Source organism: Pedobacter ghigonis, assembly GCF_903166585.1.
In the GTDB taxonomy this organism is placed as follows: Bacteria; Bacteroidota; Bacteroidia; order Sphingobacteriales; family Sphingobacteriaceae; genus Pedobacter; species Pedobacter ghigonis.
This window is the reverse complement of sequence record NZ_CAESCM010000009.1, coordinates 231,762-253,294: the sequence shown is the minus strand read 5'-3', so window position 1 is coordinate 253,294 and position 21,533 is coordinate 231,762. Positions and strand designations below refer to the sequence as shown.

Annotated in this window: 22 protein-coding genes; 8 read left to right on the top strand and 14 right to left on the bottom strand. The window is 39.3% G+C overall.

Features of this window, described 5'->3' with window-relative positions; genetic code table 11:
• The first annotated feature begins 21 nt into the window (after positions 1–21).
• From HWV58_RS14740 to def, 4 genes are all read left to right on the top strand, one after another.
• Positions 22–2,172 carry a S9 family peptidase gene (locus HWV58_RS14740; protein ID WP_175634828.1) on the top strand — a complete coding sequence of 717 codons (2,151 nt, stop codon included), beginning with the start codon at positions 22–24 and terminating at the stop codon, positions 2,170–2,172.
• A gap of 129 nt (positions 2,173–2,301) precedes the next feature.
• On the top strand, positions 2,302–2,754 hold the full coding sequence (locus tag HWV58_RS14735; protein WP_175634827.1) for a hypothetical protein: 453 nt from the start codon (positions 2,302–2,304) through the stop codon (positions 2,752–2,754).
• Positions 2,755–2,780: 26 nt separating this feature from the next.
• Complete coding sequence (locus HWV58_RS14730; RefSeq protein ID WP_175634826.1) at positions 2,781–4,013, top strand: M16 family metallopeptidase; 1,233 nt, start codon at positions 2,781–2,783, stop codon at positions 4,011–4,013.
• Positions 4,014–4,121: 108 nt separating this feature from the next.
• Positions 4,122–4,682 carry a peptide deformylase gene (def, locus tag HWV58_RS14725; RefSeq protein ID WP_175634825.1) on the top strand — a complete coding sequence of 187 codons (561 nt, stop codon included), beginning with the start codon at positions 4,122–4,124 and terminating at the stop codon, positions 4,680–4,682.
• A 242-nt stretch (positions 4,683–4,924) separates the two neighbouring features.
• On the opposite strand, the gene HWV58_RS14720 is transcribed toward def, so the two are convergent.
• From HWV58_RS14720 to HWV58_RS14710, 3 genes are read right to left on the bottom strand one after another with little or no spacing between them, the layout of a single operon-like run.
• Positions 4,925–5,560 carry a peptidase associated/transthyretin-like domain-containing protein gene (locus HWV58_RS14720; RefSeq protein ID WP_175634824.1) on the bottom strand — a complete coding sequence of 212 codons (636 nt, stop codon included), beginning with the start codon at positions 5,558–5,560 and terminating at the stop codon, positions 4,925–4,927.
• Positions 5,561–5,612: 52 nt separating this feature from the next.
• Entirely contained in the window at positions 5,613–5,858 is a 246-nt protein-coding gene (locus tag HWV58_RS14715; RefSeq protein WP_124558991.1) for a NifU family protein, read from the bottom strand.
• 34 nt (positions 5,859–5,892) lie between these two features.
• Positions 5,893–6,969, bottom strand: a complete 1,077-nt coding sequence (locus HWV58_RS14710) for an Mrp/NBP35 family ATP-binding protein (protein WP_175634823.1) — start codon at positions 6,967–6,969, stop codon at positions 5,893–5,895.
• 131 nt (positions 6,970–7,100) lie between these two features.
• Here HWV58_RS14710 and HWV58_RS14705 point away from each other — a divergent pair, with 131 nt between their 5' ends.
• Genes HWV58_RS14705 through HWV58_RS14695 form a run of 3 tightly spaced genes read left to right on the top strand, consistent with a single transcriptional unit; the run spans position 7,101 to position 10,556 of the window.
• Positions 7,101–9,260 (top strand): transglycosylase domain-containing protein, encoded by a 2,160-nt coding sequence (locus HWV58_RS14705; RefSeq protein WP_175634822.1) that lies wholly within the window; start codon positions 7,101–7,103, stop codon positions 9,258–9,260.
• A 38-nt stretch (positions 9,261–9,298) separates the two neighbouring features.
• Positions 9,299–9,841: a hypoxanthine phosphoribosyltransferase gene (hpt, locus tag HWV58_RS14700; protein WP_175634821.1), complete on the top strand. Its 543-nt coding sequence runs from the start codon at positions 9,299–9,301 to the stop codon at positions 9,839–9,841.
• A 55-nt stretch (positions 9,842–9,896) separates the two neighbouring features.
• Complete coding sequence (locus HWV58_RS14695) at positions 9,897–10,556, top strand: phosphatidylserine decarboxylase family protein (RefSeq protein ID WP_175634820.1); 660 nt, start codon at positions 9,897–9,899, stop codon at positions 10,554–10,556.
• A gap of 209 nt (positions 10,557–10,765) precedes the next feature.
• Here the strand turns inward: HWV58_RS14695 and HWV58_RS14690 are convergent, their stop codons facing one another.
• The 11 genes from HWV58_RS14690 to HWV58_RS14640 all read right to left on the bottom strand — a co-directional run bounded on the left by HWV58_RS14690 (position 10,766) and on the right by HWV58_RS14640 (position 20,739).
• Complete coding sequence (locus tag HWV58_RS14690; protein WP_175634819.1) at positions 10,766–11,941, bottom strand: mechanosensitive ion channel family protein; 1,176 nt, start codon at positions 11,939–11,941, stop codon at positions 10,766–10,768.
• Between the two features lie 70 nt (positions 11,942–12,011).
• Positions 12,012–12,359 (bottom strand): 50S ribosomal protein L19, encoded by a 348-nt coding sequence (rplS, locus tag HWV58_RS14685; protein WP_039474107.1) that lies wholly within the window; start codon positions 12,357–12,359, stop codon positions 12,012–12,014.
• A gap of 263 nt (positions 12,360–12,622) precedes the next feature.
• Entirely contained in the window at positions 12,623–13,099 is a 477-nt protein-coding gene (locus tag HWV58_RS14680; RefSeq protein ID WP_175634818.1) for a hypothetical protein, read from the bottom strand.
• A gap of 39 nt (positions 13,100–13,138) precedes the next feature.
• On the bottom strand, positions 13,139–14,092 hold the full coding sequence (locus HWV58_RS14675; RefSeq protein WP_175634817.1) for a WG repeat-containing protein: 954 nt from the start codon (positions 14,090–14,092) through the stop codon (positions 13,139–13,141).
• A gap of 100 nt (positions 14,093–14,192) precedes the next feature.
• Positions 14,193–15,968, bottom strand: a complete 1,776-nt coding sequence (locus tag HWV58_RS14670) for a sensor histidine kinase (RefSeq protein ID WP_175634816.1) — start codon at positions 15,966–15,968, stop codon at positions 14,193–14,195.
• Positions 15,946–16,581, bottom strand: coding sequence for a response regulator transcription factor (locus tag HWV58_RS14665; RefSeq protein WP_175634815.1), 636 nt, complete (start codon positions 16,579–16,581; stop codon positions 15,946–15,948). The genes HWV58_RS14670 and HWV58_RS14665 overlap by 23 nt, the downstream gene beginning before the upstream one ends.
• 209 nt (positions 16,582–16,790) lie before the next feature.
• A complete protein-coding gene (trmD, locus tag HWV58_RS14660) occupies positions 16,791–17,465 on the bottom strand; it encodes a tRNA (guanosine(37)-N1)-methyltransferase TrmD (RefSeq protein WP_175634814.1) in 675 nt (224 codons plus the stop codon).
• Positions 17,466–17,514: 49 nt separating this feature from the next.
• On the bottom strand, positions 17,515–18,864 hold the full coding sequence (locus HWV58_RS14655; protein ID WP_175634813.1) for a DUF4419 domain-containing protein: 1,350 nt from the start codon (positions 18,862–18,864) through the stop codon (positions 17,515–17,517).
• A 65-nt stretch (positions 18,865–18,929) separates the two neighbouring features.
• Positions 18,930–19,532 carry a hypothetical protein gene (locus HWV58_RS14650; RefSeq protein WP_175634812.1) on the bottom strand — a complete coding sequence of 201 codons (603 nt, stop codon included), beginning with the start codon at positions 19,530–19,532 and terminating at the stop codon, positions 18,930–18,932.
• Between the two features lie 43 nt (positions 19,533–19,575).
• Positions 19,576–20,103: a ribosome maturation factor RimM gene (gene rimM, locus HWV58_RS14645; RefSeq protein ID WP_175634811.1), complete on the bottom strand. Its 528-nt coding sequence runs from the start codon at positions 20,101–20,103 to the stop codon at positions 19,576–19,578.
• A 75-nt stretch (positions 20,104–20,178) separates the two neighbouring features.
• Positions 20,179–20,739, bottom strand: a complete 561-nt coding sequence (locus HWV58_RS14640) for a 30S ribosomal protein S16 (protein WP_175634810.1) — start codon at positions 20,737–20,739, stop codon at positions 20,179–20,181.
• Between the two features lie 145 nt (positions 20,740–20,884).
• Here HWV58_RS14640 and HWV58_RS14635 point away from each other — a divergent pair, with 145 nt between their 5' ends.
• The gene (locus HWV58_RS14635) at positions 20,885–21,406 is read left to right on the top strand and encodes a 5' nucleotidase, NT5C type (RefSeq protein ID WP_235972735.1); all 522 of its coding nucleotides are present in this window, start codon (positions 20,885–20,887) and stop codon (positions 21,404–21,406) included.
• Positions 21,407–21,533 lie beyond the last annotated feature (127 nt).

The following is a 21,533-nucleotide window of genomic DNA, read 5'->3' as shown; positions in this document are numbered from 1 at the left end:
TAAACCAAAAATCGAATCAGAATGAAACGTATCTTTCCGGGGCTAATATTGCTCAGTGCAATTACAGCTTGTAACCACCCTCAGAAAAAAGAAATGAAAGCGATTAAATGGCCAGATGCCAAAGGTCCTGTAGCCGAAATTATACCTCACCAAAGAATTGTACATGGCGATACCGTGGTAGATAACTACTACTGGATGATCGACTATTTTAAAAAAGGGCCCGACAGTACAAAGGTTGTGAATTACCTGAAAGCCGAAAATGCCTACCTCGATACGATGATGAAAAGTACAGATGCTTTTCAAGCTGATTTGTTTAAAGAAATGAAGGGTAGGATAAAAGAAAAAGACGAGTCTGTACCTGTTTTCAAAAACGGCTATTTTTATTATTCGCGTACCGAGGATGGACAGCAGTACTATAAATATTGCCGCAAAAAAGGAAGTTTAACTGCTCCTGAAGAAATATTACTGGATGTAGACCAGCTGGCCAAAGGGCACGCCTACTACAGTGCAACTGGCTTTAGTATAAGTCCCGATAATAAATTACTGGCCTTTGGTGTAGATCAGGTTTCGCGCCGCCAGTACACCATTAATATTAAAAACTTAGAAACCGGCGAGATTTTAAAAGATGCAATTCCCAATACCGAAGGCGGAGTTGCCTGGGCAAACGATAACAAAACATTCTTTTACACGTCAAAAAACCCGGTTACTTTACTGAGCGAAAAAATTAAAAAACATGTGCTCGGCACCGATGCTAAAGCCGATGCAGTGGTTTACAATGAGCAAGACAACACCAATTATATCGGTGTAGGCAAATCGAAAAATGGCAGGTTTATCTTCATTGTTTCGCAGGGAACCTTAACAGCCGAGTACAAGATGATTGATGCCGACCATCCTGAAACGCCATTTAAGGTTTTTGCAGCCCGCTCAAAAGATGTTTTATATGATGTAATGCCTGTTGACGATAAGTTTTTGATTCTGACCAACTGGAACGCCAAAAACTTCCGTTTAATGGAATGCCCGTTAGATAAAACTGCAAAAGAAAACTGGAAAGAAGTAATTCCGCACCGTGCCGATGTATTGTTAGAAGGAGCAGATGAATTTAAAGACTACACTGTTCTAACTGAACGCAAAAACGGCTTAACCGAACTGCGTGTATTGAAAAAAGATGGTAGCGATTATTACATTAAATTTGACGAACCTGTTTACGACGCCGGGGTAGGTTCAAATCCTGAATACAATAGCACTACTTTACGTTATAACTATACTTCGTTAACCACGCCCAATTCAGTTTACGATTACAACCTGATCAAAAAAGATCAGAAACTGATGAAACAGCAGGAGGTTGTAGGAGGTTACAACCCCAAAGATTATGTAACCGAACGTGTTTTTGCTACCGCTAAAGATGGCACAAAAGTTCCGGTTGCTTTGGTTTATAAAAAAGGCTTTGAGAAAAACGGCAACTCACCACTGTTGCTTTATGGCTATGGCTCTTATGGTTCAAATTCCGATGTTTACTTTTCATCACCACGCTTAAGCTTACTTAACCGGGGCTTTGTATTTGCAATTGCCAATATCCGCGGCGGACAAGAAATGGGTCGCCAATGGTATGAAGACGGGAAGCTGATGAAAAAGAAAAATACCTTTACCGATTTTATTGCCGCCGGAGAGTACCTCATTGAGCAAAAATATACCTCAAAAGGCCATTTGTATGCGCATGGCGGTAGTGCCGGAGGTTTGTTAATGGGGGCTGTTGTTAATCTTGCACCCGATTTGTGGAACGGTGTAATTGCCGATGTCCCTTTTGTTGATGTGATTAATACCATGCTCGATGAAAGTATTCCACTAACTACCAACGAATTCGACGAGTGGGGCAATCCAAAACAAAAAGCGGCTTATGATTATATGAAAAGCTACTCACCCTACGAAAATGTAGAGAAAAAAGCTTATCCGAACATCCTCGTTACTACCGGGTTGCACGATAGTCAGGTGCAATATTTTGAGCCCGCCAAATGGGTAGCCAAGTTAAGGGCAACCAAAACCGATAAAAATGTATTATTGCTTAAAACCAATATGGAATTTGGCCATGGCGGTGCATCTGGCCGTTTCGATTACCTGAAAGATGTTTCATTAAGATGGGCATTTTTATTTGCGCTGGAGGGTATCGAAAAATAAATTTTACCAGGAGCGTCATTTCGAACGGGGTGAAACGAAGTTGAGAAATCTTTAAGGGTAAATCTAAAAAGATCTCTCCAGTGCGGTCGAGATGACGTACCTTTCCAGACCATAAATTACAAACCTGCAATGAACACCAAACTAAAAACACTCCAAACCATTCACCTGGCATTATGCTCGGGCGTTTTCCTGTTCGCCCTGGTAACTATTTTTCTTAATCGCGAAATCATGTTTTTTGATGCCAATCCTAAAACTACCTCGCCGTTTAACCCGATATTTCCAATAATGGGCCTGATCACCATTTCGGCCAGCATCTTCTTTTTCAGAAATTTAATAGCCAAAATAGATAAAACTGCAGCAGTCGATACCAAAATTAACATGTACCAAAGTGCTTTCATTATTAGTTCGGCACTTTTAGAAGCCGGTGCATTGTTCAACATTGTTGGCTTTTTCATTACCCATAACTCGTTCTTTTTAATTTTTGGTGCCGCCAATTTTGTTTTTTTAGCCCTTAAAAGGCCAACGAAGGATAAATTGATTTCCGCTTTACAATTGCAATACCCAGATACAGAGGCTTTGTAAGCAATTAGCCCTATCTTTGCACCTCAATGGAATACAATGTTCATACTTTACCCAATGGCATCCGCTTATTGCATGTGCCATCGGCTTCAGCCATATCGCATGCCTGCATCATTATCAATACTGGTTCGCGCGATGAACCCGATCAGAAGGCAGGTTTGGCACATTTTATCGAGCACTTAATTTTTAAGCGCACCGAAAAACGCAGTACCAACCAGATTTTAAACCGCCTGGAAAGCATTGGTGCCGATTTAAACGCCTATACCACCAAAGAATATACCTGTGTACATGCTTCTTTTTTAAATCCTTATTTAGACCGCACTTTAGAACTCTTTAACGATATCATCTTTCACTCTACTTTCCCCGAAGATGAAATGGATAAAGAAAAAAGTGTGATTTTGGATGAAATTGCCTCTTATCTCGATCAGCCGGAAGAGGCCATTAATGATGATTTTGAGGATATGCTGTTTGCAGGTCATCCGCTGGGCAACAATATTCTGGGCACAACCGAATCCGTTCAGCAGTTTACACGCGAGGATGTAATCAATTTCAGAAAAGCCAATTACCGCACCAACGAAATTGTGGTGGCAGTTTTGGGTAACTATACCCTAAAAAATATTGTAAACAAAGGCAGTAAACATTTTGCTGATGTTGAAGAGAATACACCCGATCAGCAAAGGGCAAAGCCGGGCATTCTGGCGCAAAGCAACACGACCATTTACAAACCGATTATGCAGGCACACTGTATTTTAGGTACACAGGCTTATACCACGCATCAATCGGAGAAAGTGCCTTTAATGCTATTGAACAGCTACTTTGGCGGCAATGGCATGAGCTCCGTTTTAAACCTGCAGATCAGAGAAAAATATGGTATTGCCTACACCATCGAATCTAACTTTTCGCCTTTAAGCGATACGGGTATTTTTTCGATTTACTTTGGTACCGACAAAGAAAAGCAGGCCAAAGCGCTTTCACTTATCTTTAAAGAGATTAAAAAATTAAAAGACAATCCACTAAATGAACTGCAGCTGCAAAAGGCTAAAAACAAATTTATTGGACAAATAGCGCTGGGCGAAGAAAACAGGATTGGTTTAATTATATCAATGGCCAAAAGCCTCATCGACCATAACAAAATTGATTCACTCGACACCGTTTTTGAAAAAATTAATGCCGTTACTACCAATCAGGTGCAGCAGGTGGTAGATGAAGTGCTTGATATCGACCGCTTGAATATCTTTACATTCTCGCCAATAGCAGAATAATTGTTAAATTTGTAAAATGCTATCGCGAAGTATGCGATTTGCACTGCTTAATTTTTTCGTCGTTGCGAGGTACGAAGCAATGACGGCCCCGACTTAAAATAGAATACAATGAAATTACCAATAGTAGCATACGGCGACCCTGTTTTGAAAAAGATAGGTGCCGAAATAGATAAAGATTACCCCGAATTAAAACAATTGATCAGCGACATGTTCGACACCATGTATTATGCAAATGGTGTAGGCCTGGCAGCGCCGCAAATTGGTTTACCTATCCGTTTGTTCATTGTTGATACCGGTGATGATGAAGATGGCACAAAAGGCTACAAAAGGGTATTTATAAACCCTGAGATTTTAGAAGAAACCGGCGAGCCCTGGAGCTTTAACGAAGGCTGTTTGAGTATTCCCGACATCAGGGAGAACATTTTGCGCAAGCCGAACATTAAGGTTAGCTTTTTCGACGAAAACTGGGTAGAGCATACAGAAGATGTTGATGGATTAGCCGCCCGTGTAATACAACACGAATACGATCATATAGAAGGAAAATTATTTACCGACAAGGTGAGTGTTTTGCGTAAAACAATGCTTAAAAGTAAACTGGATGCCATTTCGAAAGGAAATATAAAGACCGATTACAAAATGAAGTTTCCGAACAAGAGCAAGAAAAGATAGGTTTTGATGGAAGATGTAAGAGGGAAAATGGAAACGTTTTCCCTTTTTTGTTGCCATACTCACTAAGTGATCGTCATTTCGAGCGGAGAGTAACGAAGTCGAGAAATCTATTGCATCGATCAATGCGAGCAGAGGACAAGGTAGTCAAGAACCGCTTAGTGCTCAACGAAGTGAAATCGGATTAGAGATCTCTCCGTTTCGCTGCGCTTTAGTCGAGATGACGAATCTCAAGTGATCCCAAACTAATTCGTCCTGCTCTTATCCCCGTCAAAAATTTGCTGCATCAGCTTACCCCAGGCAAAAGGATTTAACAATGGATTGGTTTGAACCATATTTTTGTTAATCATCCTGTCGAAATTATAGCGGTAATTCTGGCTGCCAATTTCCTGTCCATCGCGGGGCAGGGTTTGGATTAATCCATTAATTGACGAGCGCGAAAGGTTCTTTTTGGCAATAGCCATATCATCATCGGCGAGTTTCATCGACAGAAACTCGCGGGTAAATTCTTCGGTGGTTGCCCACGGAAATACCCTTACCGACGGCAAATCCACCACGTTCGATTTCAACTTAACCATAATGGTGTATTTACTATCGGGTGTACCTTCAGGTATTACAGTCGAAAATTTCTTATAACCAATGGCGGTAAATAAAATGGTATCGCCCGGGTTAACAATAAAAGTAAAGTAGCCCCTATAATCGGCAGCAACCCTTTTGCTTCTTGCCGAAAGGTTGGTTATCGTAACATAAGGGATTACATTGGAACTATCGATATCGGTAATAATCCCCGAAAACTGGATGAGTTTATCCTGTGCCGGCTTTTGTTGTGCAAAAGCGGTAACAGAAAAAATTAGGCAGATTAGGGCAACACAATATCTCATTAAGACAAAAGTAATTTTATTAATAAAACTTCCTTGTTAAATAGTGTTAAAGCTATTCTTGCTCGGCCATGTTTACCGCAACTACCGAAGTAATTTCTGGTACAGCCTTCATAATAGCTTGTTCAATACCCGATTTCATGGTCATGAAACTCATTGGGCACGAACCACAGTTGCCTAAAAGCTTAAGCTTTACTGTTCCTTCAGCTGTAATTTCTTCAACAGAAACATCACCTCCGTCGGCCTTTAAATAAGGTCTGATAGTTTCCAATGCCTGTTCTACTTGCTCCGTTAAATTCATTGTGTATCTTTTAATTTATAAAAATAGTAATTTTTTAGCAATTCACCATTTGTGCATTGTTGATGGAGATTTGCTGCGCAATTTTACTTGCAATATCGCCAAATATTCCATCCAGCAAAGGATTTTGGTTTAAAGCTACCGGTTTACCGTTATCGCCAGCCTCCGATATTCCCTGTACAATTGGGATTTCGCCCAAAAACGGCACGTCGAAACGCTCGGCCAGCTTCGTTCCGCCGCCTTTTCCGAAGATATAATATTTGTTTTCCGGCAGTTCTTCAGGCGTAAAATACGACATGTTTTCTATAACTCCCAAAATCGGAATATTAATCCCCGGCATTCTGAACATGGCCAAACCTTTGTGTGTATCGGCCAGCGCTACCTGTTGCGGTGTTGTTACCACTACTGCACCCGAAATCGGAAAACTTTGCGTAATGGTGATGTGAATATCGCCTGTGCCCGGAGGAAGATCGACAATTAAATAATCGAGCTCGCCCCAATTGGTATCGTTAAACAATTGTTTTACCGCATTCGAAGCCATTGGCCCACGCCATGGCACCGGCTGACCGGGATCGGCAAAAAAACCAAGCGATAACAATTTAATGCCATACTTTTCGATAGGTAAAATTTTAGTCTTCCCGTCGGCAGTTTCTTCGGCACCAGGTTTGGCATCAACCAGATCGAACATAGTTGGTATCGATGGGCCGTAAATATCGGCATCGATTAAACCCACTTTAGCACCATCCTTAGCCAAAACAACGGCCAGATTGCTTGATACAGTCGATTTCCCGACGCCGCCTTTGCCCGATGAAACCAAAATGATATTCTTGATGTTATCTAACGAGGATGAATTGGTTGGCTGGGTAACCCTCGAAGTTATATTAATGGTAACTTCTGCCGTTGGCGATACAAAATGCTTAACAGCATTGGTACAGGCATTTTTTAGCATATCCTTCATCGGGCATGCCGGTGTGGTAAGCTCTAAGGTAAAACTAACCTGGTTATCGGTAATCTGTAAATCCTTAATCATGTTTAAGGTTACCAGATCTTTTTTAAGATCGGGATCTTCTACATTTTTAAGCGCATCTAAAACTTGTTGCGGGCTAATCTGCATTGTATAAATTTAAATTCAAAATTAACAAAACATAGCCATAAATACTTTTATTTAGCCTTTTAAACTGTAATTTTAACACGAAATAAACATTTAATTGTTACGTTTAAGCAATTAACCATTTTAACGACTATATGCGCATACCAAAAATTAAGATCCCTAAAAAATATTTAAAAATCGGAGCCTGGGTTTTAGGTGTGTTTATGGTTGTTTGCATTGCGTTGGGCGCAGTAGCCTATAGCAAAAGAGAAGCGCTGCTTAAAAAAATGGTGGCTAAAGCCATTGCCAAAGCCGATAAGGATTATGGTTTGGAGGTTAAAATCGGTTCTGCTGGCTTTACGGGCCTGAGTACCGTAAAAATGACGGCCATTTCTGTTGTTCCAAAAGAAAGAGATACCCTCTCTAACATTGGCGAACTCAGCGTATCTGTAAAACTTTTCCCGCTTATATTCGGTCACGTTAAGCTTTCGGAAGTAAAATTAAACCAGGGCTTTGTAAGCGTTGTACTCAAAGATTCGACCACCAACATCGATTTCATTTTAAAAAGAAAGAAAAAAGACAGCACTGCCACTAAAAACAAGGTCAACTTATCAGAAATAGCCAGCAACATTTTAAACCAGGTTTTATACAAAATACCTGATGATATGGATATGAAAAACATGGTTTTTAAATTAAACGACCATGATACCGCAAAATTAATTTTTGATACTGAAGCCGTTATTGATGGGGGAGAACTGAAATCGAGCATCAATGTAAACAATGGCGAATCGATATGGCATGTTAACGGTTATGTAAATCCGGGAAGTAAGGAATTAAGCTTCATGGCCTATGCCGATGGAAAAAAACTGGAACTGCCCTACCTGAACAATAAATTACATGCCAAATTAAGCTTCGACACCTTACAAACCGAGCTTAAAAATGCCAAATACAGTGGCGATGATTATAAAATTTCGGGCTCATGGTCAGTTAAAAACATGCTTGTTAATCAGCCACGGATTGCCTCTAACGATATTGTGGTACAAAGTGCTAAACTGGATGCCGACATTTTAGTGGGGCCGAATTATATTGCCTTGGATAGTACTTCAACCGCTTATTTAAAAAATGCGCAGATTCACCCTTACGTTAAATATACACTTGGTAAAAACAAAATTTACGAACTTAAATTAAATGCTGAAGAGCAGGATGCACAAGCTGTTTTGGATGCTTTTCCACAAGGTTTGTTCGAATCATTAGAAGGTTTAAGGGTTCAGGGAAAGGTGAAATACAACCTCAATTTTTATCTCGACACCAAAATTCCGGATAGCGTTCGTTTCAGTTCTACACTTACGCCGGTTGATTTTAAGATTGTGCAATGGGGCAAAACCAACCTGCAAAAAATTAACAGTCCGTTCGTTTATACGCCTTACGAATACGGAAAACCGATGCGCGACATTACCATTGGTCCGGCAAACCCCAATTTTACCCCGCTTTCGGCCATATCGAAAAACTTCATCAATGCGGTATTAACCGCCGAAGATCCTTCGTTTTTTACACACAACGGCTTTGTTGAAGAATCTATCCGTAAATCGATCGCCGTAAATTTTAAGGAAAAGAAATTTAAACGCGGAGGCAGTACCATCAGCATGCAGCTGGTTAAAAATGTGTATTTAAGCCGTCAAAAAACATTGGCCCGTAAAGCCGAAGAAATTTTAATTGTTTGGCTGATTGAGCACAACCATTTGGTAAGCAAGCAACGCATGCTCGAGGTTTACTTCAACATTATGGAGCTTGGCCAGAATATTTACGGGATAGGCGAGGCTTCGAGGTATTATTTCGGCAAACAGCCGGCCGATTTAACCATTGGCGACGGCTTATTTTTAGCCAGTATTGTACCTAAACCAAAGGCCTCGATGTATAAATTTATGGCCGATGGAAGCCTGAAACCTTATATGTTCAACTACTTCAGGTTTATGGGTAACATTATGGCCAGAAGAGGCCTGACTGCGAGCGATACATCTGGTTATGGTTTCTACAATGTGCGCCTAAGAGAGGGCTTGCGTCAATATCTGGCACCAGATACCGCCGTAATCGACACTACAGCTTTTGATGATGACGAAGATGGATTGCCGCCGGTAATTATGCAGGATAAAAACAAAAGCTTGTTCGACCGTATTTTTGGTGGCGGATCTAAAAAAGATACAAGCACCGTTAAGCCAGCTGCCGGACCTGATACAGCCAAATCAAAAAAACAACTAAGACAGGAACGTCGGGAAGAACGAAGAAGGCAAAAGGAACTGGAAAAGACTCAGCAGTAACCTTTCAACTTCTAACATTTAAACCATTAAATAGCAGCATGCACAAAATAAAAGTAGAGGATAAAGAATTCGAGATTTTTTTAGAGAACGACACCATAAACAAAAGGATCCGCTTGCTGGGCATCCAGATGAATGTAGATTACGAAGGAAAATGCCCCTTATTTATTGGGGTATTGAACGGTAGTTTTTTATTTATGGCCGATCTGATTAAAGAAATTAATGTGCCCTGCGAAGTTGCTTTTATGCGTGTAGCCTCTTATGAAGGCACATCAAGCTCGGGGAAAGTAAAAGAATTGATTGGCTTACCGGAAGATATAGCTGGCCGCGATGTGATTATTGTTGAAGATATTGTTGATACCGGCCTAACCTTAACCCATATTTTAAAAACCATTAAGGAAAAGAACCCTGCATCGGTAAAAGTAAGTACGCTTTTACTTAAACCAAGTGCCTTGCAACACGAAATAGAAGCGCTTGAATATGTGGGCTTTGAGATCCCCAATGAGTTTGTGGTGGGCTATGGGCTAGACTATAATGGTCTTGGCAGAAACCTGAACGATATTTACCGGGCAACCGAGGTATAATTTTTAGATTGTATTAATTTATTTTTCGCACCTTTGCGCAATAATTATCACTACAATGACCATACATAAAGAAGGCTACACTACCATTGCCTTAAGCATATTGTTTATTTTCGTAATCAATGCAATTGTTGATTATAAATACCATGATATAACCTGGTTGCGCTGGTTTATTTATATTTTTTCGGCGGCCTTATTTATCATTGTACTGCAGTTTTTCCGCAACCCAAGCCGCAGCTTCTCTTCGGGCGAAAACCTGGTTATCTGCCCTGCAGATGGTAAAGTTGTGGTAATTGAAGAAACAGAAGAAGGCGAATATTTTAAAGATAAACGTTTACAGGTTTCGATTTTTATGTCGCCAATTAATGTGCACATTAACCGTAACCCTATTTCGGGTGTGGTAAAGTTCTTTAAATACCACCCGGGCAAATACCTTGCCGCCTGGAACCCAAAATCTTCTACAGAGAACGAGCGTACAACTACGGTTGTAGAGCATAAAAACGGTACTCCGGTATTGTTCCGTCAAATTGCTGGCGCATTGGCTCGCCGAATTGTATGGTACGTAAAAGAAGGCGATCAGGTGGTACAAACAGAACAGTTTGGTTTTATCAAATTTGGCTCGCGTGTTGATATATTTCTTCCGGTAGGCACTAAAGTTAATGTAGAACTTAACCAGGTGGTTAAAGGAGGAATAACAACGCTAGCTACCTTAAGCTAAGCCATAAACTTATAAAGCATTAAAAAGCCGGTTCAGAAAATCCTGAACCGGCTTTTTGTTTTTGTATTTAGCGCACAGCATTCCATGAGTGTGTGGGCCGCTGACTAAAAAAGTTTCGTAAATTTTATAACTCGCTCATACACGAACCATAGTTAAGGTTTTGTATTGGTCGTGATTTGTAATCGCGACCTGAGAGTTTTTAATCCACCTTAATCTGTCGCGTCGTTACCAACCTCTGCATTATCGCCCTGTGAAACTATTCTATCACTAATTAAACGCTGGGTAGGGTAGGCGAAATCAGATTTATTGCGGATTACAATATCCATTATCTCGAGGTTGATTTCCTGCCTGATTTGAAGGAATTGGGTGTAATTAAGCTCCGTTACAAAGTAATTTACCTCCACGTTTAAGCCCGAGTCGCCAAAGCTTTTAAAAGAGGCATTTCCATCGTCACTGGTGCCCTTATGGTTGTTAATGTAACTTTCTATTTCGGTAATGATTTTCCGTAATGATGCTGAATTGGTTTCGTAAGTAAGCCCGATAATAAAAGATACCTTACGCGAATTCCGCAACGATAAATTTTCCAGCACACCATCAATCATCCCACGATTGGGAATGGTTGCCATCGTTTTTTCTGAAGTTCTGATCCTCGTACTTCTAAAACCAACCTTTTCTACGGTCCCTTCTACACCGTCAACCTTTACAAGGTCGCCAACCGTAAAAGGTTTATCCAAAAAGATGGTAAACGACCCAATGAGGTTCTCTAAACTTTCTTTTGCAGCCAGGGCAATGGCAATACCTCCAATACCTAAACCGGTAATCAGGGTAAGCACATTTACTTCGAAAACAAAACCTAGCAGGGTAAAAAAGCCGATAAAAATAACAATGGTTTTAAAAAGTTCTTTCAGGAAAGGCACCAGCTGGTCGTCGGCTTTATCTTCGGTTAACGATGCTTTGTAAAGCAATACGTGACTAATAAAATCGATTATCCTTAAAATGATCCAGAAAATGGCAAGGATAATCATAAAAAGGAATATCCGGTCGATACAATCGCCGATGGTTACCGGAATCTGTTCTTTAACCTTCCCAATAAGTTTACTGTAATGGAATACTGTTACCTCTAAAGGGTGTTTTAACTGATTGATAGAAAGGTAAAGCGTAGTTAAAAGGATAAAAACCTCAATAGGCCTGATGAGCAGCGCCACAAAAGCATCGTTGTGCGATTGGCTTGAAAAGCTGCGGAAAAGCTTAAACAGCAAGCGGCTTAACAGTCTCGAAACGATTCTTTTAAATATTAAACCTAAAAAAAGTATGCCACCAAAAAGGAAGTAGGCCTTAACGGTATTGCCCCAAAAAACCTGGTCGAAAAAAGCTGAATCTAACATTTAACAAAGGTATAAACAAAAAAACCTCCACGAAATTAATCGTGAAGGCTGTATCTTATAATAAAGAATATTATTTTCTCAAAGATTTGATACGAGCAGCTTTACCAGTTAAAGCACGCAAATAGAACAATTTAGCTCTACGCACTTTACCATAGCTATTCACTTCTACTTTCTCGATGTTCGGAGAATTAAAAGGGAAAATACGCTCAACGCCAACGCCGTTGCTCATTTTACGCACGGTGAAGGTTTCGTTAGCACCTGCACTGTTACGTTGTATTACAACACCTTGGTAAATTTGAACACGTTCTTTATTACCTTCGCGAATTTTATAGTGTACGCTCACTGTATCGCCAGACTTGAACGCAGGAAAATCTTTTTTCGCGATGGCCTGCTCTTCAACAAATTTTACTAAATCCATGATTTTAAGCTATTAAACCAACTTTCTTTACCTTGAAAATCGGATTGCAATATTAGGGATTTTTTTTGATATAAAAAAACCTATTTTAATTTTTTCCACAATCTTTATGAATTCCACATTCGATTGTGTTAAATGCTTCTATTCCAAAAGGTCCGGAGAGCGCTTATTCGCCAGCCTTTTACAAAATGCAAGCGCAAAATATTATAAACTAATCGATAATTTAGACGAGGTTTACGATCTACAAATAAGCCCGCCCTGGAATATTACTTATAGAGCCCGTAACCTAATACACCAATTTTTTCTGCTTCATCGGAATAAGTTACAAAATTGAATTTATCGCCAGATTTGCTCCAGATATTTTTACTTATTGGTTGGCCATTTATAGTTTGCTTAGTTACTTTAGCACTATATCCATTATTTTTTAGTTCAATTTCGATAAAAGGAGTATTAATGGCACCTGAAAAAATACAAATAACATTACTGATTTTATTGTTTTTGCCGTAAGAGATCTGGATCAGATCGATTTTCGAACTGAAGGCATATATTTCTTTAATATCATCTTCACCTTCTTCTACATCTCCTTTTTCAAAGCCCTTGTCCTTCATAAAAGTGTTGATGTTATCCTTCGTCGTTTTATTAAAGATGTCCTGTATGAGCCCCAGTTTTTTATTATCAGTTTTTAATTGCCCAAAGGCAAAAGATCCATACAGTAAAAAAAGCGCGAGTGTTAAAGTTTTCATGTACATTTTATTTAAATAAAGATTAAGTGTTAAATATGATTATTTGGTAATTTCTTTTCCTGTTTTATCAAACGATCCCCATCTGCCATTTAACCTGAAAATAGCTGCTCCATTTTTAAATTCGCCTACTGCATCGTACTTAATAGGGATAACTTCTTCCCCGGCTCTGTTTATAAACCCTTCTCTTCCATTAAGCCCGGCTTTGGCTAAACCATCCACAAACTCAGCTATGAACCGATACTTGAAAGGAATAATTTCGTTTCCGTTTTTATCAATGGCGCCATAGAGTTTATTCTTTTCAACGGGAGCAACCCCATCCGAAAAATCTTTTGCATAGTCGTATTTAAACCTGGTAATTTCTTTGCCTGTTTTATCAATAAACCCCCATTTATCCTTCAGTTTAACACTGGCAAAGCCATTTTTAAAGTTATTTCCATCTTCATATTTTAAAGGTGTAATTTCTCTCCCTGTATTATCTATAAATCCATACTTTTCGTTTAATCTAACCTTGGCAATACCTTCATGAAAATCAAAAGCAACATCGTATTTTAAGGATGTGATTTCCTTACCATTTTTATCTATGTAGCCCGATTTTTTACCGTTTTCAACTGGTGTAAAGCCTTCTTTAAAGTAAGTTCCGTAATCATACTTGAAAGCGATTATTGTTTTGCCTGTTTTGTCTATAAAGCCAAATTTTCCATTAATTAAGGCACCAATTAAGCCTTCGGATAAACCACGAACCTCATCATAAACGATAGGGATTACCACCTTTCCGGTTTCATCAATAAAGCCATATTTGGCATTCAGCTTAACCTTTATTATGCCGTCTTCAAAATTGTATCCGGCATCGTCGTATTTAAAAGGAACTACCTCTTTCCCGCTTTTGTCTATGAATCCGTATTTCCCACTGGCGTTTCGCTTGGGTACTACATTTTGGGCATTGGCCACAATAACCAATATGCTTAAAAACATTGTTGTAAATAGCTGTCTCATGTTTATCTGATTAAGATTTTATTGCAACCAAGATACATGAAGGCCTAACAGGTTTAAATACCCAATAAAGGGTATATCACGAAGAGAAATGGCATGAAAATTAGGTTGGAATATTAATCTGAATAATGGTACCCTCGTTTTTAACGCTGTTGATTTCGAAGTTACCATTGTAATAGTGAATCCGTTTTTCGATATTATCTAACCCGAAACCTTTGCTGATTTTCTGCATATCAAAACCAATCCCATCATCTACAAACTGAAAGTGATAGTGCTTGCTGTATTGATAAAATTCGAGGGTAATTAAGCTGCTCTGACCGTGTTTTATGGCATTATTGATAATTTCGAGCGAAATCAGGTATAAATCGTAAACCCAGACCTCGTTTACTTTCTCTGGGAAATCATAACAAAAAAGTTCAATCCTGGTATCTGTTGAACCTGCATTTAAGGTTTTGAGCTGGCTTTGTAAACTGGCCACTAGTGCGCCGTCATCAAGTGCTTTCGGAAGGATTTTATGTGAAATATCCCTGATATCTTCTGCCAGTTCACCAATGGTTTGTTTGGCCAGTTTAGTATTCTGCATATCAAACAGATGCATGATGTAGGCAATTTTACTGCCCACTCTATCGTGAATAATATTCGCAATATTTCTGCGCTCACGTAGCTGAACTTCACTGATCGTTTTTAGGGAACTCTCTTTTTCGAAAATAATTTCCTGCATCAAATCATTGTTCTTCAAAAAGATGTCAATGTAATTTCTGGATAGTACATAGCCAAACAAAAACACCTCATACAGACTGATAAACAACATCCAGTTACCACCCATTGCGTAGGGAATAATTTCGAAAGTTTTTAAAATGAGGCTGGCACCCCAAATAAGCTGTGGCAAAAAGGCAAACAAAGCATAAATACCCTGTGTTCTTTCGATTTTTACATGCGACAATGCCGAAAGGAACAGTAAAATAATTGAAGCCAGAAATACGATATAACCCAGTATAAAAAAATAGTGGAATTCAACATCAGGGTAAAGCACCAATAGCGAAATTGAAATCACAATCAGCGAAAAATTAATACCATTGAACACAATTACAATTTTATGCTTGATGGGTTGATTTTCGCGCAATTTTAAAAAATGATCGAGAAAAAAGCTGAGTGCTATATACCAAAGTGCCCCAACATAAACTCTGCCTTCGCTAAAGAACCGAAACTGCGGAAACATGATGTGTTTGGCAAAATTGGTGGTAATGGCAGCATAACAGGCCGTAAGTATGGAATAAGCGATGTAGTAGAGGTACGATCTGTTTTTAGTCATGAAAAACAATATTCCATTGATCATGAGCAGCAAAAAAACAATACCTAGAAAAAAAGAGGTTAGGGCTATTTTGCGCGACGACCTTGCTTCCAGATCCGTCTGACTTTCTAAACTATAAGAGAAGTCTAGATAAGAAGTCACTTTTTTTACCCTGACCCAAATTGTTTTCTCCTCACTAGGCTGCAAATTAAGCTCAAATGCCAGTGTTTCGATAAAAGGGCTCTGACTGGTCGTTCTATCGCCAATGGTTTTCGCTACCGCAGCGTCGTAAAGCGTAAGGCTATCGATATGGTTGTTATTAAAGCACAACCAGGTTTTTGCCCATTGCGATGCGCTGTTATTTTTTAGGACAAACCTACACCATACTGCTGCGTTTTTATTGTAACCGATATTAACCGTTTCGTACGGTTTAAAAGGATAAAGTTGTTGCGATTGAAGATTGCCCCGGCTCCAGGCAGAATTTGTATCTACTGCGTAACCAGATGTAATGGATAGTTGTTTATGGATATTTTGTGCGCATGAGCAATAGGAGCATAGCAGAAGGCTAAGAAAGTAGATTATTCTCATGAGCAAATTTGATGAGCGAACTGCTGTTGCTGATTTCCAGTTTCCGGTGGATATTTTTCCGGTGGGTGGTAACAGTTGTTATGCTGATAAACAGCACATCAGCAATTTCTTTACTTGTAAGTCCTTTAATAATTAATTTAATAATTTCTTTTTCCTGTTTAGAGATCCTGAATTTATTGATAATCGGATTATCCATAGTGCTGTACACACTATTGCCGTTCTTGTAATTCTTATTGGTATAAAACTCCTTGTTTTTACCCGACTCTATGATCTCAATCAGCTCCTCGGCGGGTGTTTCCTTCTTCAGAAAAGCATCAACGCCCAATTTCTTCGCCTTTTGAATCAGAAAATCTTCATAATAAGCAGTAAGGATAATCGTTTTTGTACTTTTTAACTGAGATTTCAATTCCTCAAGCAACAAAAAACCGTCGCTGTGGTTAATGTTTAAATCGCATATAAAAACATCGGCTGTGTGTTGCATTAAATGTTGCCTGCAGGAGTGCACATCGCTAAATTTAAAAATGCAATAGTTATTTCCGGTGTTTTTAAGCAATTCTGAAATGCCATTTAAAAAAAGTAAATGGTCATCGCAAATAACGATCTGTTTTGGCATAAAAGGAGGTTGAAGGCAAGTCTCCTAAAATAACACATCGCCCGCTTATTTACAACAAATTCTCTGTTTTCCGTTCGCGCCGTTTTATCCAAAAGAGAAAAATCAAATTTGAAATCTAACCGGCTTTATATCTGCTAAAATAGTATAGCACAAGGAAGTACAAAATACCCACTAAAGGGTATTTTTACAGGGTAGAAATATCGTCCGTTTTATTCAAGCAAATCGGGGCGACGTGTTTTGGTCCGCTCGAGAGCTTGTTCGTGTCTCCATTCGTTTACTTTAGCTTCGTGTCCGCTTAACAAAACATCGGGTACTTTATGTCCGCGCCAATCGGCCGGCCGGGTGTATACGGGTGCATCAAGCAATTCTCCCTGAAAACTATCGGATAAAGCCGATGTTTCATCGTTTAACACGCCAGGAATTAAGCGTACCACAGCATCTACCACGATGGCTGCAGGAAGTTCACCACCACTTAAAACATAATCACCAACAGAGATCTCTCTGGTTACAAATATATCTCTGATGCGCTGATCTATGCCTTTATAATGCCCGCAAAGGATAATGATGTTTTTCTTAATGGAAAGCTCGTTGGCCGTGCTTTGATTTAAGGTAACACCATCGGGGCTCATGAAAATGATTTCATCGTACTCGCGCTCCGCCTGAAGCTTTTCAATACAGGCAGCAAAAGGTTCAATACTCATAACCATACCACTTCCACCACCATACTGATAGTCGTCTACACTTTTTTGCTTATTGGTAGCATAATCACGTAAGTTATGTACCACAATTTCGGCAATCCCTTTTTTCTGCGCGCGGTGCAGTATTGAATGGGCAAAAGGACTTTCCAGCAGGGCGGGTAAAACAGTTATAATATCGAAACGCATAGCGCAAAGGTAAGTCTTTAGTCTGAAGTCTTTAAACCAAAGTAGATTTTTACCTGATCCCTTTTATTACTTTCAGTTCTGGCCCTTTATCATTGATGATAATCTGCGTTTTAGGGAAAAGCTTAAAAATCCGCTTTTCTTCTTCTTCGGTTATCTTACCATGCAGCTTAAGTGTTAAAATACTGATCTCAGCCAGTTGATCGGGTATTTTTATCTGGTTTTTAAAACTGAGTTCGAGCACACGCAGATTTTTAGCGGTGTAAACTTCGTTGGGTATGTCTGTAATGTTATAAACGCTCAAGGCATCAGATTTGCTCATGGTAGCCCCGTTTTCCACTGGCGAGCTAATGGCCCAGCCAATTTCGGGCTTTAATGAAAAATCAGCTTTATATTGCTTCAAACCAACAAAACCAGCCCAAAACTCCATGTTATAAGTTTTGCTATCTTCTTTATTCTCCAATACAAAAGGAACCTTTACCAGCTCCGATGCCAGCCCGCCAATATCAGAAATGGGCTTGAAATTGGTTTTTAGCCCCTTTTTATTGTAAGGAAAAAGTTTGATAATCCAGCCGTCTATGGTATTAATGGTACCATAAGCTTTGGTGGTATGCACTTTAATCATGTTCATCCAAAACTGGTTATTTGGCTTGCCTTTTTTGGCCAGGATAATTTCTTTTACAATGGGTTCGAGTTCTGTTGTCCACCAGTTTAAATCGTATTGCTTAATAAATTTTATTTTTTGAAGCACTTTTTCCCAGTCTTCAACGGTTCCTTCTAAGGTTACCCTGGGGATGCCGCAACCAATGAGGATAACCTGGTATACAAAGTACGATTTCATACCGTCCATCAAAGTAATTTCCGATGCGATTTTAGTAGTAGGAGTGGTGGTGCTAAAATCTGCAGTTAGATTTTTAACAAACTTCTTTCCGGTAAACAGACTTATTTGCTGATTAAACTGAGGAAAAAGTGCCTCCCAGTTACTGTTGGCGTTACCTAGCTTGATATCATTGGCCATTACAGTTAGCACTTTACGACCTTCAAAATTAACCAGTTTATGTCTTAAAGCTTCCCGGTTGTTATCGATATGCCTTGCAAATCCCTGACTAATAAGTAACCAAATCATATCGGGCGACAAAACTACGGGTCTGTGATCTTTATAGGCATTAAACAAGCCCGTTAAAAAGGGGTGATCCTGATAAAAAACCAGGCTATCGGGCAATGTTGAAGTTTTTTCGAACGCACTGCGATATAAATCCGGCAAATCTTTTGTAGCCGTTTCTTTTAATAATTTTTCTGGAGGAGAGAGTTTTTCAATCTCTACAACAGTGGCGTTCTGAGCATTTACAGTCGCGCCAAATAGCGTAAAAAATAAAAGTGAGAGGTATAATTTTCTGATCATAACAGCGGATTTTAAGTTATGATGCAGATTAGTGTAATTTCCATAAAGGAAAGTTATTTAGCCATTTAAATCGTCCACTGATCGTGAATAACGGCAACCAGATAATAGGCATTGTTATATTTTTTATAGACAAACCGCAAGCTGGTCCAATCGAGGCCTTTGTACTTTTCATCAAAGCCTTTAAAATGATACTCTGTAAAATGAAGCTGTGGATAGGTCTCTTTAAGGTTATCAATCGAATTGCCTTTGCCAATCACCGCATCGAAACTTTTCTGTGGCGCATGCAAATAATCGGCATTGTAAATAAACTTGTCTATGTAAGCTTTTACTCTGATTTTAATGGGCTCGCCACTTCCGTCAACATGGCCCCAGGTTAAAATCCAGTTCCGGTTTATGGCTTCAAGAAAGTCTTTGGCCAGCACTTGTTTGTGCGTGGGATCGATAAAGCCATAGGGCGAGAAACGCACACCATCAAGGGGATGAAAAAGTGCGGCAAAAGCATCGTAATCTTTAGCTTGCAAAGCAGTTAATGCTTTTAAGCCCAAGGCTTCAATTGAATCCCGTTGACTTACCTGATGCACCTTTGCAGTCTGTGCGGTTTTATTTTCTTTACGGTTACAGCCTAAAATAAGGAGTACAGCAATTATTGAAATAGATAAGCACCTCATAACAGGTAAAACGAAAATCCTGCTTAAAAAGTTTCGGCCATGCTTATTTCTCTAAATAAACATCGAGCAGGCCTTCTGGCAAATCGAGTGTTAAAATCTTTTCCTCATCATCAATTTCAACAATAAAATCTTCATTTAAAGGAAAAAGGATCTCGGTTTCCTGATAAAGCACGGTGGCTACAAACTGTTGGGGATATTCATTAACTTCTAAAATCTCACCCAATTCGCCAAGCGCCTCGTCAACAGCCATAAAGCCTTTTAAATCGGTATAAAAGAATTCATTTTCATCGCGCTCAGGCATTTGCGCAATTGGTAGATATAATTTCTTTTTTAGCAGCGGCTGGGCTTTGTCAATGTGGTCAACATCATCAAAGTTAAAATAACCTGTTTTATTGGCTTGCAGCTTTGCCGATGCCACGAAGTAAGGTACAAGTTTGCCGTTCATATCAGCAAAAACCACATCAAAATCGAGTTGTTCGTATTCGTCGAATTCGAAAAATACCTGGACTTCTCCTTTTAAACCTCTTGTTTTTGTAACGTAACCAACGTAAAATGCTTCTTCGTGTTTCATATAGCGGAAATGGGTATCAATAAAAATAGCGTTCCGGATTTCGGAACGCTATTTTTGTAAAACGGAATAATTAAATTATTCTGCTCCTTCTTCTTTAGTAGCTTCTGCTGCAGGAGCTTCTTCAGTTGCTTCAGCTTCAACAGCTGGAGCTTCTTCTTCAACAACCTCTTCTACAACAGGTGCATTTTTAGCTGCGATTGCTGCTGCTTTTTCTTCTTTTTTCTTAGCTTCTGCTGCTAATGCTGCTTTACGCGCATCTGCTTTAGAAGTAGCTAAACCTTCTGTTTTACCAGAGATTTTACCAGCTTTAGCGTCTAACCATGCTGCAAATTTCTCGTCAGCTTGTTCTTGAGTTAAAGCACCTTTTTTAACACCACCTTCTAAGTGTTTTTTGTATAAAACACCTTTGTAAGAAAGGATTGCACGAGCTGTATCAGTTGGCTCTGCACCACTGTTTACCCAAGCTAAAGTTTTTTCGAAGTTAATTTCGATAGTAGCAGGATTGGTGTTTGGGTTGTATGAACCTAAACGCTCAATAAATTTACCATCACGTGGAGCGCGAGAATCTGCTACCACAACGTGGAAAAAAGGCTTACCTTTTTTACCGAATCTTTGCAATCTGATTTTAGTTGCCATTTCTTTTTGTATTTATGTATTCAACATAGTTCCCGGAGCTACATGCTGCGGGGCTGCAAAGATAACTAAAATACTGTAAATTAAAAACATACTTTAATTTCTTTGTTTTCTGGATATTTACAATCAAAATATTTGCTGATACAAAATGAAAAGAATTGCGATTGATATGGACGAGGTGATTGCCGATGCCCTCGGAAAATTTATTAAACTGTATAACCGCGATTATAACGTACCGCTCGATTTGAAAATAGCCGCGGGAAATGAAATTTACCACCATGTTCCGCAAGAAGTTAACCAAAAATGGTTCGAGTACATTAATGAACCCGGCTTTTTTCGCGATATGGAAGTAATTGCCGATAGCCAGCGGGTAATTAAGGCCCTGCAAGAAAAATACGATGTATATATTGTTTCGGCGGCTATGGAATTCCGTAATTCGCTAATTGACAAGTACGACTGGATGGCCGAGCATTTCCCTTTTATCGATTGGCAGCACATTATGTTCTGTGGCAATAAAATTGTTGAAGTGGATATCCTGATCGACGACCGCATTAAAAATTTTGTAGGCTTCAAAGGCCGGCCGCTTTTGTTTACTTCGCCCCACAATTTACTCATTACCCAATACGAACGTGTAAACACCTGGGAAGAGGTAGCAGGTTTATTGCTGTAAGCCAGGTTAAAAAAAACCGTCATTTCGATTACAGCAGGAAATCTGGTTTTAGATTTCGCTATGCGATAGTCGAAACGACGGCTTAATTGAAAGGCTATCCAATCAGTGTAATCTTTTAATCGGTGTA

Bases quoted from the DNA above. Each gene is read 5' to 3' on its own strand.
- HWV58_RS14665 (WP_175634815.1), bottom strand. From the start codon at position 16,581: ATGCCAAAACAGATCGTTATTTGCGATGACCATTTACTTTTTTTAAAT.
- HWV58_RS14650 (WP_175634812.1), bottom strand. From the start codon at position 19,532: ATGAGGTGCTTATCTATTTCAATAATTGCTGTACTCCTTATTTTAGGC.
- trmD (WP_175634814.1), bottom strand. From the start codon at position 17,465: ATGCGTTTCGATATTATAACTGTTTTACCCGCCCTGCTGGAAAGTCCT.
- HWV58_RS14680 (WP_175634818.1), bottom strand. From the start codon at position 13,099: ATGAAAACTTTAACACTCGCGCTTTTTTTACTGTATGGATCTTTTGCC.
- HWV58_RS14740 (WP_175634828.1), top strand. From the start codon at position 22: ATGAAACGTATCTTTCCGGGGCTAATATTGCTCAGTGCAATTACAGCT.
- HWV58_RS14695 (WP_175634820.1), top strand. From the start codon at position 9,897: ATGACCATACATAAAGAAGGCTACACTACCATTGCCTTAAGCATATTG.
- HWV58_RS14635 (WP_235972735.1), top strand. From the start codon at position 20,885: ATGAAAAGAATTGCGATTGATATGGACGAGGTGATTGCCGATGCCCTC.
- rimM (WP_175634811.1), bottom strand. From the start codon at position 20,103: ATGAAACACGAAGAAGCATTTTACGTTGGTTACGTTACAAAAACAAGA.
- HWV58_RS14690 (WP_175634819.1), bottom strand. From the start codon at position 11,941: ATGTTAGATTCAGCTTTTTTCGACCAGGTTTTTTGGGGCAATACCGTT.
- HWV58_RS14715 (WP_124558991.1), bottom strand. From the start codon at position 5,858: ATGAATTTAACGGAGCAAGTAGAACAGGCATTGGAAACTATCAGACCT.
- hpt (WP_175634821.1), top strand. From the start codon at position 9,299: ATGCACAAAATAAAAGTAGAGGATAAAGAATTCGAGATTTTTTTAGAG.
- HWV58_RS14640 (WP_175634810.1), bottom strand. From the start codon at position 20,739: ATGGCAACTAAAATCAGATTGCAAAGATTCGGTAAAAAAGGTAAGCCT.
- HWV58_RS14710 (WP_175634823.1), bottom strand. From the start codon at position 6,969: ATGCAGATTAGCCCGCAACAAGTTTTAGATGCGCTTAAAAATGTAGAA.
- HWV58_RS14675 (WP_175634817.1), bottom strand. From the start codon at position 14,092: ATGAGACAGCTATTTACAACAATGTTTTTAAGCATATTGGTTATTGTG.
- rplS (WP_039474107.1), bottom strand. From the start codon at position 12,359: ATGGATTTAGTAAAATTTGTTGAAGAGCAGGCCATCGCGAAAAAAGAT.
- HWV58_RS14705 (WP_175634822.1), top strand. From the start codon at position 7,101: ATGCGCATACCAAAAATTAAGATCCCTAAAAAATATTTAAAAATCGGA.
- HWV58_RS14655 (WP_175634813.1), bottom strand. From the start codon at position 18,864: ATGATCAGAAAATTATACCTCTCACTTTTATTTTTTACGCTATTTGGC.
- HWV58_RS14730 (WP_175634826.1), top strand. From the start codon at position 2,781: ATGGAATACAATGTTCATACTTTACCCAATGGCATCCGCTTATTGCAT.
- HWV58_RS14735 (WP_175634827.1), top strand. From the start codon at position 2,302: ATGAACACCAAACTAAAAACACTCCAAACCATTCACCTGGCATTATGC.
- def (WP_175634825.1), top strand. From the start codon at position 4,122: ATGAAATTACCAATAGTAGCATACGGCGACCCTGTTTTGAAAAAGATA.
- HWV58_RS14670 (WP_175634816.1), bottom strand. From the start codon at position 15,968: ATGAGAATAATCTACTTTCTTAGCCTTCTGCTATGCTCCTATTGCTCA.
- HWV58_RS14720 (WP_175634824.1), bottom strand. From the start codon at position 5,560: ATGAGATATTGTGTTGCCCTAATCTGCCTAATTTTTTCTGTTACCGCT.